10 protein-coding genes and 1 tRNA gene are annotated in these 14,956 nt (G+C 69.6%); 1 reads left to right on the forward strand and 10 read right to left on the reverse strand.

Annotation, left to right across the window (positions count from 1 at the left end; all coding sequences use genetic code 11):
* Positions 1–102: 102 nt before the first annotated feature.
* Genes panC through pcnB form a run of 4 tightly spaced genes read right to left on the reverse strand, consistent with a single transcriptional unit; the run spans position 103 to position 3,713 of the window.
* On the reverse strand, positions 103–942 hold the full coding sequence (panC, locus tag PIQ37_RS09445) for a pantoate--beta-alanine ligase (protein WP_152181138.1): 840 nt from the start codon (positions 940–942) through the stop codon (positions 103–105).
* Entirely contained in the window at positions 939–1,757 is an 819-nt protein-coding gene (gene panB, locus PIQ37_RS09450; protein WP_342073258.1) for a 3-methyl-2-oxobutanoate hydroxymethyltransferase, read from the reverse strand. Before panB ends, panC begins: the two co-directional genes overlap by 4 nt.
* Before the next feature lie 31 nt (positions 1,758–1,788).
* Entirely contained in the window at positions 1,789–2,298 is a 510-nt protein-coding gene (folK, locus tag PIQ37_RS09455) for a 2-amino-4-hydroxy-6-hydroxymethyldihydropteridine diphosphokinase (protein WP_209029109.1), read from the reverse strand.
* Entirely contained in the window at positions 2,295–3,713 is a 1,419-nt protein-coding gene (gene pcnB, locus PIQ37_RS09460; RefSeq protein WP_209029322.1) for a polynucleotide adenylyltransferase PcnB, read from the reverse strand. The genes folK and pcnB overlap by 4 nt, the downstream gene beginning before the upstream one ends.
* A 29-nt stretch (positions 3,714–3,742) precedes the next feature.
* Here pcnB and PIQ37_RS09465 point away from each other — a divergent pair.
* Positions 3,743–3,817: transfer RNA gene (locus tag PIQ37_RS09465), tRNA-Glu, on the forward strand.
* A gap of 244 nt (positions 3,818–4,061) precedes the next feature.
* On the opposite strand, the gene folE2 is transcribed toward PIQ37_RS09465, so the two are convergent.
* The 6 genes from folE2 to PIQ37_RS09495 all read right to left on the reverse strand — a co-directional run bounded on the left by folE2 (position 4,062) and on the right by PIQ37_RS09495 (position 14,952).
* Positions 4,062–5,012, reverse strand: a complete 951-nt coding sequence (gene folE2 / locus PIQ37_RS09470) for a GTP cyclohydrolase FolE2 (protein WP_342073297.1) — start codon at positions 5,010–5,012, stop codon at positions 4,062–4,064.
* A gap of 431 nt (positions 5,013–5,443) precedes the next feature.
* The gene (locus PIQ37_RS09475; protein ID WP_342073259.1) at positions 5,444–6,871 is read right to left on the reverse strand and encodes a sugar porter family MFS transporter; all 1,428 of its coding nucleotides are present in this window, start codon (positions 6,869–6,871) and stop codon (positions 5,444–5,446) included.
* 91 nt (positions 6,872–6,962) lie between these two features.
* Positions 6,963–8,303 carry a xylose isomerase gene (gene xylA / locus PIQ37_RS09480; RefSeq protein WP_342073260.1) on the reverse strand — a complete coding sequence of 447 codons (1,341 nt, stop codon included), beginning with the start codon at positions 8,301–8,303 and terminating at the stop codon, positions 6,963–6,965.
* A gap of 34 nt (positions 8,304–8,337) precedes the next feature.
* The gene (xylB, locus tag PIQ37_RS09485; protein WP_342073261.1) at positions 8,338–9,831 is read right to left on the reverse strand and encodes a xylulokinase; all 1,494 of its coding nucleotides are present in this window, start codon (positions 9,829–9,831) and stop codon (positions 8,338–8,340) included.
* 493 nt (positions 9,832–10,324) lie between these two features.
* Positions 10,325–13,207 carry a TIM-barrel domain-containing protein gene (locus tag PIQ37_RS09490; protein WP_342073262.1) on the reverse strand — a complete coding sequence of 961 codons (2,883 nt, stop codon included), beginning with the start codon at positions 13,205–13,207 and terminating at the stop codon, positions 10,325–10,327.
* Positions 13,208–13,260: 53 nt separating this feature from the next.
* Positions 13,261–14,952 carry a DUF5597 domain-containing protein gene (locus PIQ37_RS09495; RefSeq protein WP_342073263.1) on the reverse strand — a complete coding sequence of 564 codons (1,692 nt, stop codon included), beginning with the start codon at positions 14,950–14,952 and terminating at the stop codon, positions 13,261–13,263.
* Between the last annotated feature and the right edge of the window lie 4 nt (positions 14,953–14,956).

A 14,956-nucleotide genomic window follows, 5' to 3' on the forward strand; every position in this document is an offset into this window, starting at 1 on the left:
GCCGTAAGCGTCGTAGGAGCGGCTTTAGCCGCGACCGGGCCTTCATCGGTCAGGCCCGGTCGCGGCTAAAGCCGCTCCTACGACGGGATCAGGCGACCGCCCTCAGAATTCCAGGTTGTCGATCAGGCGGGTGCGGCCCAGGCGCGCGGCGATCAGCGCCACGCGCGGGCCGGTGCCGTCCTGCGGCTCGCTCAGGTCGGGCGTGCGCAGCACGCTGTAGTCGACCTCGAAGCCGGCCGCCTGCAGCTGCGCGGTCGCCGCCGCCTCCACCTCGGCGCGCGGGCGCCCGGCCAGGTGGGCCTCGCGCATCGCCAGCAAGGTGCGGTGGATATGCGTGGCACGCGGCCGCTCTTCGGCCGACAGGTACTGGTTGCGCGAACTCATCGCCAGGCCATCGGCCTCGCGCACGATGCCGCCGCCCAGGATCTCGATCGGGAATGCCAGGTCGGCCACCATCTGCCGGATCACCGCCAGCTGCTGGTAATCCTTCTTGCCGAACGCGGCCAGATCCGGCTGCACCTGGTTGAACAGGCGCGCCACCACGGTGCACACGCCATCGAAATGGCCAGGCCGGCAGGCGCCTTCCAGCACCTCGCTGACGCCCGGTGTGTGCATGCGCAGCGCCAGCTCCACGCCCAGCGGATACATGCTTTCCACCGTCGGCAGCCACAGCACGTCGCAGCCGGCGCCCTCCAGGCCGCTGGTGTCGGCTTCCGGGGTGCGCGGGTAGCGGGTGAAGTCCTCGTTCGGGCCGAACTGGGTCGGGTTGACGAACACGCTGGACACCACGCGGTCGGCGTACTGCCGCGCCAGCATCACCAGCGAGAAATGTCCGGCGTGCAGGTTGCCCATGGTCGGCACGAAGGCCACGCGCAGGCCCTGCCGCTTCCAGCCGGAAACGATGGCGCGCAGTCGCGCCAGGTCGGTGACGGTCTCGATCATTTGGCGTAGGCGTGTTCGGCGTCGGGGAAGGTGCCGGCGCGGACCGCGTCGGCGTAGGCGCGGGCGGCGCCGGCGATGGAGCCGCCTTCGGCCAGGAAATCCTTGACGAAGCGCGGGCGGCGGTGGCCGCTGTCCAGGCCGAGGAAGTCGTGCATCACCAGCACCTGGCCGTCGCACTCGGGGCCGGCGCCGATGCCGATGGTGGGGATCGCGATCTCGGCGGTGATGCGCGCGGCCAGCGGCGACGGCACGCATTCCAGCACCAGCAGCGCGGCCCCGGCCGCGGCGACCGCCTTGGCGTCGGCCAGCAATTTGGCCGCGGCGGCCTCTTCGCGGCCCTGGATCTTGTAGCCGCCGAAGGTCAGCACCGATTGCGGGGTCAGGCCCAGGTGCGAGCACACCGGGATGTCGCGTTCGCTGAGGAAGCGGATCACCTCCAGCTTGTGGCCGGCGCCCTCGAGCTTGACCATCTCCGCGCCGGCCTGCAGCAGCCTGGTCGACGCGTCCAGCGCGCGCTCGGGCGTGGCATCGGACTGGAACGGCAGGTCGGCCACCAGCAGCGCGCGCTGCAGCACCCGCGCCACCGCGGCGGTGTGGTAGACGATGTCGTCCACGCTCACCGGCAGGGTCGAGTCGTGGCCCTGCACCACCATGCCCAGCGAATCGCCGATCAGGATCAGGTCCACGCCATTGGCGTCGAAGGTTCGCGCGAAGCCGGCGTCGTAGGCGGTCAGCATCACCAGCTTCTGCTGGCGGCGCTTGGCCTCGGCCAGGGCGGGAACGGTCCAGGGCTTGCTGTCGGCGTGACTGCTCATAAGCTCATGTGCTGCGGTAATGAGCCGAGCATTATCTACCGATTGGCACGATCCCGCCGGTTTCGATGCGGTCGCGTGCGTCACGCACCGTTCCATGGCCCGGAATCGCCGCGTCCGCGGCGATCTCGGCCAGCGGCAGCAGCACGAACGCACGCTGGTGCAGGAACGGGTGCGGCACCTGCAGCCCCGGCAGATCGATCACCGCCTCGGCATACAGCAGCAGGTCCAGGTCCAGGGTGCGCGGGCCCCAACGCTCGCCGGGCAGGCGCTGGCGGCCGTGGCGGTGCTCCAGGTCCAGCAGCGCCTGCAGCAGCTCCGGCGCCGGCAGCGTGGTGCTCACCAGCGCCGCGGCGTTGATGAAGTCCGGCTGGTCCTCGCGGCCCCAGGCCGGGCTGCGGTACAGCTGCGAGGCACGCAGCAGGCGGGTCTGCGGCAGCGTGTCGAGCGCGGCCAGGGCCGCGCGCAGGGTCGCCGCGGCGTCGCCAAGGTTGCCGCCCAGGCCGATGCAGGCCTGGACCGGCGCCGGTGTCGCGGCGCTCACTCGACGGGCGTGGCGGCGTCCGGGCGGCGGCGCCGGCGCCGGCGGCGCTTGGGGGTCTCTTCGCTGTCGGCCGGCGGCGCGAACGCCAGCTCGTCGCCGGCGTAGTCCACCTCCGGATCGAAGCCGCGCGGCGGCGGCGCGTAGCCGGGCTGCTGCTGCAGTTCACGCCAGTAGGCGATGTCGGCCGCATGCTCGTCCGACGCGGACTGGCGCACGATCAGGAAATCGAACGCGGCGCGGAAGCGCGGATGCGACAGCGTGCGCACCACCCGCTTGCGCTGGCGCGAGGTGAAGCGCGACTGCAGCAGCCAGATCTCCTGCATCGGCAGCGAGAAGCGCCGCGGCAGCGCCACGGTGCTCAGCTGGTGCAGGGTCACCCGGTCGGCGGCGCGGCGTTGCGCCTCCTCCATCTGCATGCCCTGCTTCTGCAGGGTCATCAGCGCGCGGCAGTAGGCCGGCCACAACAGCAGCGCGAACAGGAACGCCGGCGACACCGGCTCGTCGTTGGCGACACGGTTGTCGGTGTTGCGCAGGCCCTCGATCAGCATCCGCCGCAGCGCGCCGCTGCGGTTGGAGCGCAGCGCCGCCGCGCTCTCCGGGAACAGCGCGGCGAGCAGACCGTGCCGCTCCAGCCCCTCGAAGCTGGCCACGCCGTGGCCAGACAGGAACAGCTTGAGCACTTCCTCGAACAACCGCGCCGGCGCGGCCTCGGCCAGCAGCCCGGCCAGGCGCGGGATCGGCTCGGCGGTGCCGGCCTCGATCTCGAAGCCGAGCTTGGCCGCCAGGCGCACCGCGCGCAGCATGCGCACCGGGTCCTCGCGGTAGCGCTGCTCGGGGTCGCCGATCAGCTTCATCAGCCGCGCCTGCACGTCCTCGAAGCCGCCGGTGTAGTCGCGCACCGAGAAGTCCTCGATGGCGTAGTACAAGGCGTTGCAGGTGAAGTCGCGGCGCACCGCATCGTCCTCGATGCTGCCGTAGACGTTGTCGCGGACCAGGCGGCCGTTGTCCACCTCGCGGTCGCCGCTGCCGTCGTCGACGTTGGCGCGGAAGGTGGCGACCTCGATGATCTCGCGGCCGTAGACCACGTGCGCCAGGCGGAAGCGGCGGCCGATCAGGCGGCAGTTGCGGAACAACTGCTTGACCTGCTCGGGGGTGGCGTCGGTGGCGACGTCGAAGTCCTTGGGCTGGACCTGGACCAGCAGGTCGCGGACCGCGCCGCCGACCAGGTACGCGCCGAAGCCGGCCTCGCGCAGCCGGTACAGTACGCGCAGGGCGTTGGGGCTGATGTCCTTGCGCGAAATGGGGTGCTGGTCGCGCGGGATCGCGCGCAGGGTGAATGGCGATGGAACTGGCGGATTGATGATGGCGCTTCCGTATCGGGTTGCGGGATTGCCGAAGGGCGGCGAGACCCATATACTAGCGCGCTGCAATCGACGCGACCAACGCTCCCTTCGTCTAGTGGTTAGGACGTGGCCCTCTCAAGGCTAAAACAGGGGTTCGAGTCCCCTAGGGAGCGCCATCCTCGCCTCGCCTGCAGCGCGACACAGCAAAAACCCCGCCTTGGCGGGGTTTTTTGCGTTTCGGCGCCGGCTGCGGCCCGACGCGCCTCATTCCTGGTTGCGCGGGCGTCGATCGCCCTCGGCCAGACGGCTGCAGACGCCGGAGCGCCGATCCAAGCCTACCCGGAACGCCGAGGCGGCCCGGGCGACGTGCGCGATCCGGTCGGCATCGGTGCGCACGTGCCGACCACCCGCAGCTCGCGGTCAGGCCTGCGCCAAGCCAGGGGCGGCCTCTCCGGCCATGACGGCCACCGGCGCCGATGCGGTCTCCGCCACCGCATCGTGCGCATGCAGGCTCTCCAGATGCCGCACCTGGACCTGCACCTCGGCGTAGCGCGCGCCCAGCGCCTGTTGCAGGCGCCGCGCGGCGTCTTCCACGTACATCAGGTTCTCGCCATTGCGGCGCGCGAACGCCTGTTCGTCGGCACGCCGCACCGCCGCCTGCACCGGCGTGGCCAGGGCCTGCTCGGCCAGCGCGATCACGCCCTCCGCGTCGAAGCGCACCGCGCGCGCCGACACACCGACCCGGACCGAGGCCACGCTGCGCTGGCTATGCGGGGTGGCGTGACTGCCGTGCCGGAGCAGCCAGTCCGCCACCGACTCCCGCGACAGCGAGGCCCGTTCCGGGTGCTGCTGCACGAAGGCCTCGCTGAGCAGTTGCCGCGCCAGCGCCGCCGAACACGGGCAGGTCGAGGAATACAGCAGATCCACGCCGAGTCCGAGCCGGACCACGCCGCCACGCAGCTCGGCGTCGACCCGCAGCGGATACGCCCGCCATCCGGCCAGCCCCGGGCTGCGCAGTGCCGGGCTGCGACGCAGCAGCTCCAGCCGCAGCGACACCCGCGCCGCGGTCGAGGCGCAGTCGGCGTGGCTATGCACCATCGCCCGCAGCAACTGCGACAGCCGCGACGGCGACAGCGGCTGCTGCGCGCACTCGTCGAGCAGGCGGTACAGCCGCGACATATGAATGCCCTTGACCTGCGCCGACGGCAGGTCGACGGCGAGCGCGGCCTGCGCCGGCACGGGTGCCGCAGGCGCGCCCTCGCCCATTTCCAGATAGACCGGCAGCGCGATGCCGTCCATGCCCACCCAGTTCAGGGGTGCGGCGATCTGCGAAGGTTCGTCGGCGGCGACATCGGGCAATGGCGATGGGATCTGCAAGTTCATCGGATCGACGGGAGCGGCAAGGGAGCGAGGAAAGGTATGGAGCCAAGTTGCAATTGTTATAAAGTAACATAATCAGCGCTCATCGACAGGAGCGCTCATGGCGCACCTCAGCCGTCAGCGGCGCCAAGTCTTTTCGTCGGGCCGATGCAGGCCACCGTGTTCGGCCGGGTAGCGTGGACCTGCTCGCACGGCTTGCCCCGTACCCTCATCCGCTCCTACGGGGCACCTTCCCCCGAAAAGCGGGCCATGGCCCCGGCGGGAGAAGGGAAAGGCAAAGCCCCTCTCCCACCGGGAGAGGGGTTGGGGTGAGGGTACGGCGAGTGCAGCACCCTCGCCGATCTGGCAATGCCTTCAGCCGCTCGCTGCAGACACACCGATCCAGAGATGGCACGCGCGCCGCATGCGCGTGCGTATCGGCATCACCCCTGCATCTGCTCCAGTTCCTTGCCCTTGGTCTCGTACACGTAGCGCAGCACGAAGAACACCGACAGGAACGCGGCCACGGTGTAGATGCCGTAGGCACCGGCCAGGCCGATGCTGCCGAGCAGGACCGGGAAGGTCACGGTGATGGCGAAGTTGGACATCCACTGCGCCGCACCGGCCACCGCCAGGCCGGAGCCGCGGATCTGGTTGGGGAACATCTCGCCCAGCATCACCCACATCACCGGGCCCCAGGACATGTTGAAGAAGACCACGTAGACGTTGGCGGCGATCAACGCCAGCCGGCCCATGCCCGGCGACAAGGCCAGCTTGCCGGCCGCATCCAGCGAGGCACTGGCGAAGGCGATGGTCACCAGCGCCAGCGACACCGCCATGCCGGCCGAGCCGATCCACAACAGCGGCTTGCGCCCGACCCGGTCGATCAACACCACGGTAATCAGGCAGGCACCGATGCTCAACGCACCGGACAGCACGTTGATCAACAACGCATCGCTCTCGGAGAAACCCACCGCCTGCCACAGCACCGCGCCGTAGTAGAACACCACGTTGATGCCGACCAGTTGCTGGAAGGTGGCCAGGCCGATGCCGATCCACACGATCGGGCGGATCTTGCCGGTGACCTTGATGACCAGGTCCGACAACCGCGGCGTGTGCTGGTCGGCCGAGAGCGAGGCGGAGATTTCGGTCAGCTTGGTCTGCGCCGTGCCAGCGCCGTACAGCCGGGTCAGCACCGCCAGCGCCTGCTCGCGGCGGCCCCGTGCCACCAGGAAGCGCGGGCTCTCCGGAATCGCCAGCAACAGCAGCAGGAACGCGGTGGACGGCAGCGCCTGCATCCAGAACATCCAGCGCCAGGCCGGCTGGCCCAGCCACAGCGCCTCGGTGGACGCGCCGGCGGCCTTGGCCAGCAGATAGTTGCTGAGGAAGGCGCAGAACAGCCCGCCGATGATGGCGATCTGCTGCACCGTGGCCAGGCGCCCGCGGTAGCGCGCCGAGGCGACCTCGGCGATGTAGGCCGGCGACATCACGCTGGCCGCGCCCACCGCGAAACCGCCCATCATCCGCGCCAGCACGAACACCGCCGAGTTGTGCGCCGCACCGGCGCCCAGCGCCGACAGCAGGAACAGCGCCGCCGAGACGATCAGCACGGTGCGCCGGCCCCAGCGATCGGCCAGCGAACCGGCCAGGAACGCACCGATCGCGCAGCCCAGCAGCATCGAGGCGACCTCGAAGCCAGTGCCGGCGGAACTGGACTGGAAGGTCTGCTTGAGGCCATCGACGGTACCGTTGATGACACCGCTGTCGAAGCCGAACAGGAAGCCGCCGATGGTGGCGACGCAACTGATCAGGATGATGAGGCGGGTGTTCTCGCCGGCGTCGGCGTGGCGATCGATCGGAACACTGGACATGGGTTCACCTGGTGGCGTGCAAGAGGGAGACGGCCGGCGCGCGGGAAGCAGCATGCGCGGCGGCGGCACCGGGCCGCCGCCGCGCACCGGTTCAGCGCAGCAGGTACTGGTTGATCAGGTTCTCGTAGGCTTCCTGGCGGCCGCTGCGCTGGGTCGGCTCGCCGGCCTGCGCGGCATGCGTGGCGAGGTCGGCCAGCGTGCTCTTGCCGGCGGCGAAGGCCGCGCCGGCGCCGCTGTCGAAGCTGGCGTAGCGCTCGCGGCGCCACTGCTCCAGCGGCGAGGCGGTGAGCAGCGCGTGGGCGACTTCGAGGCCGCGCGCGAACGCGTCCATGCCGCCGATGTGGGCGATGAACAGGTCCTGCGGATCGGACGACTCGCGGCGCACCTTGGCGTCGAAGTTGAGCCCGCCCGGGGCCAGCCCGCCCTGCCGCAGCACCACCAGCATCGCGCCCACGGTGTCGTACAGGTCGACCGGGAACTGGTCGGTGTCCCAGCCGTTCTGCGGATTGCCGCGGTTGGCGTCGATGCTGCCGAGCAGGCCGGCGTCGCTGGCCACCTGCAGGTCGTGCTCGAAGCTGTGCCCGGACAGGGTGGCGTGGTTGGCCTCGATGTTGAGCTTGAAATCCTTGTCCAACCCATGCTGGCGCAGGAAGCCGACCACGGTGGCGCTGTCGAAGTCGTACTGGTGCTTCATCGGCTCCATCGGCTTGGGCTCGATCAGGAAATTGCCCTTGAAGCCGATGCTGCGGCCGTAGTCGCGGGCCAGGGTCAGGAACCGCGCCAGGTGTTCCTGCTCGCGCCGCATCTGCGTGTTGTGCAGGCAGGCATAACCTTCGCGGCCGCCCCAGAACACGTAGTTCTCGCCGCCCAGTTCCACGGTCGCCTCCAGCGCCGCCTTGACCTGCACCGCTGCGCGCGCGACCACGTCGAAGTCCGGGTTGGTCGCCGCGCCGTTCATGTAGCGCGGGTGCGAGAACAGGTTGGCGGTGCCCCACAGCAGCTTGACCCCGGTGTCGGCCTGGCGCTGCCTGGCGATGCCGACCATGTGCTTTAGATTTTTTTCGTACTGGCCGACGTCCTCGGCGTCCGGCGCCAGGTCCACGTCGTGGAAGCAGTAGTAAGGCACGCCGAGCTTGGTGAAGAACTCGAACGCCGCATCGGCCTTGGCCTCGGCGCGCCCCAGCGCATCGCTGCCGGCATCCCAGGGATAGGCCCGCGTGCCCGGCCCGAACGGATCGGCGCCGTTGCCGCAGAAGCTGTGCCAGTAGGCCACGGCGAAGCGCAGGTGCTCGGCCATGGTCTTGTCCCCGATGCGCTTGCCGGCGTCGTAGACCTTGAACGCCAGCGGATTGTCCGAGGCCTTGCCTTCGAACGGGATGCGACCGATGCCCGGGAAGTATTCCTTGGCGCCGGTGTAGACGGAAGTGCTCATCACGAAGTCCTGGTGCGTTGCGGGGGAAAGGGAATCACGCGGCGTACAGCGGGCCGATGGCCTGCAGATGCCGCTGGAAGCTCTGGTAGTGCGCCTGGTACTGCGCGCCGCGCTGCGCATCCGGCTGCGCCGAGCGCGTCGCGTCGTCCTGCTGGTGCTGCAGCACCACCTCGGCCAGGCTGGCGCGGTCGCCCTGCGCCCAGCCATCGGCCCACAGCGCCTGCAGCGCGGCACCGAACGCCGCGCCCTCGGCCTGCGCCGGCACGTGCACCGGCAAGCCGAACAGATCGGCGATGAGCTGGCGCCAGCCGGCGCTGTTGCTGCCGCCGCCGGTGAGGGAGATCGCATCGAACTGCAGCCCGGCATCGACGAAGGCATCGAAGCCGTTGCGCAGGCTGTAGCTGGCGCCCTCCATCGCCGCACGATAGAAATGCGCCGGCGTGGTGTTGTGCAGGTCCATGCCGGTCAGGCAGCCGCGCGCGGCCGGCAGGTTCGGGGTGCGTTCGCCGTTGAAGAACGGCAGCAGCACCAATCCGTCCGCACCGGGCGCGGTGGCGGCGAGCAAGGCCTCGCCCTGCCCGGTCTTGATGCCGAACAGGCGCGCGATGGTCTCGGTGGCGACGGTGCAGTTCATGGTGCAGATCAGCGGCAACCAGCCGCCGCTGGAGGAGCAGAACGCGGCCCAGCGCGCCTCGGCATCGACTATCGGGCGCTCGGCATAGGCGAACAGCGTGCCCGAGGTGCCCAGGCTCATGCTCAGTCGCCCCGGCACGACGTTGCCGGTGCCGATCGCCGCCATCATGTTGTCGCCGCCGCCGGTGGCCACGCGCACCTCGCGCGGCAGGCCCAGCGTCTGCGCCGCGGCGGCGGACAGGACGAAACTGGTCTCGGTCGGCACCAGCGGCGGCAGCGCCGCGGCCAGGTCGCGCTGCGGATCGATCGCCTGCAGCAGCGGCGCCGACCACTGCCGGGTGCGCACGTCCAGCCAACCGCTGCCGGAGGCGTCGCCGACCTCGGCGTAGCGCTCGCCGGTGAGCCAGAAATTGACGTAGTCGTGCGGCAGCAGCACCGTCGCCATCGCCGCGTAGGCATCGGGACGATGCTTGCGCGTCCACGGCAGCTTGGAGGCGGTGTAGCCGGCCAGGATCGGATTGCCGGCCAGCTCCACGCAGCGCTGGGCGCCGCCGACCGCCGCCATGATCTCCTCGCACTCGCGCTGGGTGCTGGTGTCGCACCACAGCTTCACCGGCGCGGTGACCTGGCCCTGCGCGTCCAGCGGCACGAAGCCGTGCTGCTGCCCGGACACCGCGATGGCCCGCACCTGCGCCCGCTGTTCGGCGCTCAGCGCGGCGAAGCAGGCGACGATGCCGTCGATCCACCACTGCGCCTGCTGCTCGCGGGTGCCGTCGTCGCGGCTGATCAGCTCCAGCACGTGGCCGTGGGTGGCCACCACCTGCCGGCTGTCGGCATCGTAGGCGAGCAGCTTGACGCTCTGCGTCCCCACGTCCAGACCGATGTACAGACTCATTGCCCTACCCGCCACATCGTACGCACACCCAGTTCCATCATCGCTCCAGGAGAAAGGCCGGCGTGCGGGGACCACCCGCCGTCCCGCCGAGTGTAGTGCGCACCGCACGCATCACGCAGCGGCGCATGATGACGCTGGGCGCCGCGCGCTGCCAGCACCGCCCGCGTGATGGGGAACGCACGCCCTGGATCCGGCCGCCCCGCAGCCAATTCGCGGTCAACGCATGCAAAAGCAAGACACGCATCGAGCCAACGGCTGTCACTGCATGCAGTAATGACCCGTCGCATGCGCGACACGACGGCGACTGGTGCGGTCTCGCCTCTGCACAGGATGTGTCTACACACGGCACCGTGTTGATGCGCCGCAACAAACATATGAGCAAATTCTGCTGCCGCGTCTCTCTGTCCATACGGGCCACGCTCGTGCACGCAGCCCACTGCGATGATGGCGACGCAAGTAGGCTGGCCCTCGCCTCGCCGGCCTGGCGCCACACTCATCCGGCGCCGGCCACACCGGCACGACCGGCGCTGACGTGCGGCACCTCGACGCTCTCGCCGCGGTAGTCCACCGTGGCGTCGGCCTTGGGTTCGAGCGCACCGGCATCTTCGCGCGGGCCATCAACGAAGCGCACGTGGATGCTGCGCCGCGCCTGCATGCCCGGCCAGTGGCCCTCGCGCGCCCCGATGCGCAACACGCCCCTGGCCTGGTCCCACTGCAGCGGGATACGGCTGAACTCGCCCTGCTCGTAGCCGTAGCCGGTGCCGTCGTCTTCGTAGAGCGAGAAGCGGCCGTCGGCGCCGGTGTAGACCACCACGGTCAGCGGTGCATCCGGGGTCTGGTCGACGTACTGCTGCACGCGGATCATCGGCACGATGGCGCCGGCGCGCACGAACAGCGGCATGCGTTGTAGCGGCGCGGCGGCGTCGATCACCTGGCCACCGGCATAGCGAGCGCCACTGTTGAAGTCGATCCAGTCGGCGCCCGCCGGCAGGTACACCTTGCGCGAGGTTGCGCGGAAGCGGGCCACCGGCGCGACCAGGAAGGCCGGGCCGAACAGGTACTCGTCGTCGATGTCGGCGACCTTGGGGTCGTGCGGGAAGTCCATCGGCAGGCCGCGCATCATCACCCCGTCGTGGTGGTAGGTGTCGCCGGCGAGCGTGTAGATGTACGGCAGCAGCGCGTAGCGCAGGCGGCTGTAGTAGGCCATGCTGGCGTAGTACGGCGTGCCTTCCGGCGCGATGTTCCAGATCTCGCGGTACGGGAACTGGCCGTGCGAGCGGAACAGCGGCACGAACGCGCCAAACTGGAACCAGCGCGTGTTGAGCTCGCGCCACTCGCGCAGATGCGCCGGATCCTGGTTTTCGTAGCGCTTCTCCACCGCGAAGCCGCCGATGTCGAAGGTCCAGTTCGGCAGGCCCGACATCGACACGTTGACGCCGGCGGAGATCTGCTCGCGCATGTCCTCCCAGCGCGAGGCGATGTCGCCGCTCCACACCGCCACGGCGTTGCGCTGGATGCCGGCATAACCCTTGCGCGAAAGGATGAACACGCGCTTGCCATCGGCGGCGCGGTCGCCGGCGTAGACGCCGTGGGTGTGCGGCAACGGATAGGCATTGAAGAACTCGGTGGACGGCCCCAGCGCGGTCGGCGTGGTGCGCGCCTTGCGCTCGGCGATGTCCAGGTTGGAGTGCACGTCGGGTTCGTCGGCATCCAGCCACCAGGCATCGATGCCCTTGCGGTTGAGTTTTTCGTCGATCTGCCGCCAGTAGATCGCCTGCGCGTCGGCCGCGTACGGGTCGTAGAACGCGTTGGTGTAGCCCTTGCCGATCCAGTCCAGTTCGCCCACCTCGACATTGCGCCGGTAGATGTGCCCGGCCGCATCCAGTTCCTTGTAGTGGGCGGTGGCCGGGTAGAACTTCGGCCAGACCGAGATCATCAGCTGCGCGTGGCTGGCGTGCACCGTGTTGACCATGCCGTCCGGATCGGGGAAACGGCTGCGATCGAAGTCGTGCGAACCCCAGGCGTTCTCCGGCCAGTACGACCAGTCGAGCACGATGTTGTCGATCGGCAACTGCCGCCGGCGGTACTCCGCCAGCGCGCCGAGCAGTTCGTCCTGGGTCTTGTAGCGCTCGCGACTCTGCCAGAAGCCGTAGGCCCACTTCGGCAGCAACACGGCCTTGCCGGTCAGTTGCCGGTAGCCGGCGATGACCTGGTCGGCGTTGTCGCCGGCGACGACGTAGTAGTCGATCATCTGCCCTGCTTCGGACCACAGCGACAGGTCGCCGGCCTCGGCCGCCGGCAGCGGGTCGCGATGCAGCAGCGCGATGTAGCTCGGGTCGATCAGATCCCACTCGACCTTCAGCGTATGCCGCTGACCGGGCTGCAGCTGCAGCGCGAACTCATGGTGCCAGGGATTCCAGTTCTGCCGCCAGCGGTCGACCAGCAGCTTGCCATCGACCCACAACCGGGCGTACTCGCTGGCATACAGCGAAAAGGTGTGCGTGCCGCCGCGCTCGGCCTCGATCTGGCCTTCCCAGCGCACCTGGATGCGGCGCTTGTCGCCTGGCTTGGCCACTGCGGGAAACTTCGCCAGGTCCTTGATGTACTGGTAGTCGATCTCCGGCTCGCGACGCTCCAGCATCGGCGTGCCGTCGATCGCGTAGTGCGCGGTGAGCGCGCCGGGCTTGCCATGCGTGTCGTACAGGCGCAGCGTCGCCGGCAGCGGCTGCAACCCGCGCGGATCGCCGAAGCGGGTGATCGCGTTGTTGTCCCAAAGAATGCCGTAATTGCGACTGGAGACCAGAAACGGCACCGCCATGTCGAGATTGCTCTGCAGCAGTTCGATGTCGCGGCCTTTCTGGTTCATCCAGCCCTGCTGGTGCTGACCGAACCCGTAGAAGGCCTCGTCGGGCGGCGAGACGAAGCGCTGGCGCACGCTGAGGTAGTCGCGCCCTTCGACCTGCAGCGGCGCGAAGCTGCGCCCGCCCGCCACTTCCGCGAGCAAGGGCGTGCCGTGCGCATCGGTGAAGCCGACATGGCCGTCGACGGTGGAGACCTGCGCGGTCAGCCTGGGGGTCTTGAGCTGCACCGTCTCGCCGTGTCGTTCCAGCGTAAAGCCGGTGTCGCCCTGCACCGGCACCCGCATCAGGCTGGGGGTGCGCTGGAACGTGCCGGTCGGATCGGCACTAACCCGGACGATGCCGCGGTCGATCACCTGCAGGCGCACCGGCGCTGCGTCCTTGGCGCTGGGATGCACGGTGACGCCGTCGGCCTCGCGGGTCACCTGCTGCGCGGCGGCGGACGCGGTGGCAAGCACCAGCGACAGCAGCAACAGGCGTTGCAACGAGGGCGGCAGGTGACGGTTCGCGTTGTGCATGTTCACTCCCTTGGATGGTCACGCAACACGGCGCCGCTGGCGCCGCCGCGTCGTCAGTAGGTCGCCAGCGTGACGCGCAGCAATTGCGGCACGTCGGAGAAATTCAGCCCGTAATCGGTCTGGTCGCCGTTCCAGTTGCGCCGGAAGCGCCATTGCTCGCCGTCGTACACGCCCTCCTCGACCCGGTCGTAGAGCATGTTCGCGGTCGCCGCGCTGGCCGGATGCAGGGTCACCCGCGCGTGATGGGCGGTGACCAGGAAGGTGTCCGGACCGAGTTCGGCGATCAGCGCCGCGCCGATCGGCGCGGGATTGCCGGGCGGCTCGCCCTGGAACCAGAACTGCGGCACGCCATAGGTGATGGTGGCGCTCCAGCGCGCGTTGAGCGGCAGTTCCTGCACCGCCTGGCCTGGCGCCTCGGCGGTGCCGTGCAACTTGCCGGCGGCGGCAGCCTTGGCGAAGACACGCATGCCCATTCCCACCGCGCGGTACCCCAGCGCGAATGGCGCCAGCGTCTGCGCGTCCACGCGCTTGGCGCCGAGCGGAGAGTTGGAGTAGCCGCTGTAGTCGATGCCGAAGGTCGACCAGCCGATGCCGTCGTGGCCCAGCGCCGGATACAGGTAGCGCGCGTACTCGGGGCGGTTGCCGGTCTCGGCGACGAACAGTGCGTTGTCCGCCCGCGCATAGCGCTGCAGCACCGTGGTGTACAGCGGGTACTCGGGCATGTAGATGTCCGGCGCCAACAGATCGATGTGCGGCGCCGCCGCCTTCCACACGTCCAGCACGTTGTCGGTGGGGCCGCCGCTGGCGTACTGCCCCGGCTGGCCGGGATTGAACGGGCCGCGCAACGCCGCATTGACGTAGATCGGCAAGGGATACGCGGCCTTGCCCGCCTCGGCGACGCGGTCGATGAAGCACGCGATGTGCCAGGCGTGGAAGATCTCGTCGGCCTCGGCGCCGAAGACCTGCGCCCAACTGCCAGCCGGCTTGCCGAGCCGCTGCAGCAGCGCCTGTGGAACTGGCCCGTCGAACACGCGCTGCGCCATCGGCGAGAAGTCGCGCACGCTGCCATAGGTGCCCGGCTCGTTCTCGGCCTGCACCATGATCACGGTGCGCTGCGGATCGGCCTGGCGCAGATGGCGCATGAAGGCGACGAACGCTTTGCGATCGGCCTCCAGCGTGGCCGGCGCCAGCGGCGACAGCGAACCCAGGCGCCGGCCATCGCGCGCGACCACCCGCGGGAAGCGCGCATCGTCGGTCTTGACCCAGTGCGGCGCGTAGTTGGGGCCGTTGTTCTTCCAGGTGCCGAACCACAGCAGCACCAGCCGCACCCGCTGCGTGCGCGCCTGCGCCAGCAGCGTGTCGACGAAGGAAAAATCGAACCGCCCCTCTTCCGGCTCCACCTGTTCCCAGGCAATCGGCACCTGCACCGTGTTCGGCCCCAGCGCGCGAATCGCCGGCCACACCTGCGCCAGCGCCGCCGGATAATTGCTGGAATTGTTGACCTGCGCGCCGAGGATCAGGAATGGCGCGCCATCGACCAACAGTGCGTGGCGGCCGTCGCTGCTGACCAGGCGCGGGATCGGGATCTGCGCCGGCGCGGATGGCGCGGCGGTGGCGGCAGCAGCGCGCGCATGGGTCGGCGGTGCATCCGGCGCGGCCTGGCAGGCGGCCAGCTGCAACGACAGCAGGCACTGCAGCACCCATCCGCGGCGTACGACGCGCGGCTGCGGCCAGGTTCCTCGCATCAGG

It is taken from the genome of Xanthomonas protegens (genome assembly GCF_038442435.1).
GTDB lineage: Bacteria > Pseudomonadota > Gammaproteobacteria > Xanthomonadales > Xanthomonadaceae > Xanthomonas_A > Xanthomonas_A sontii.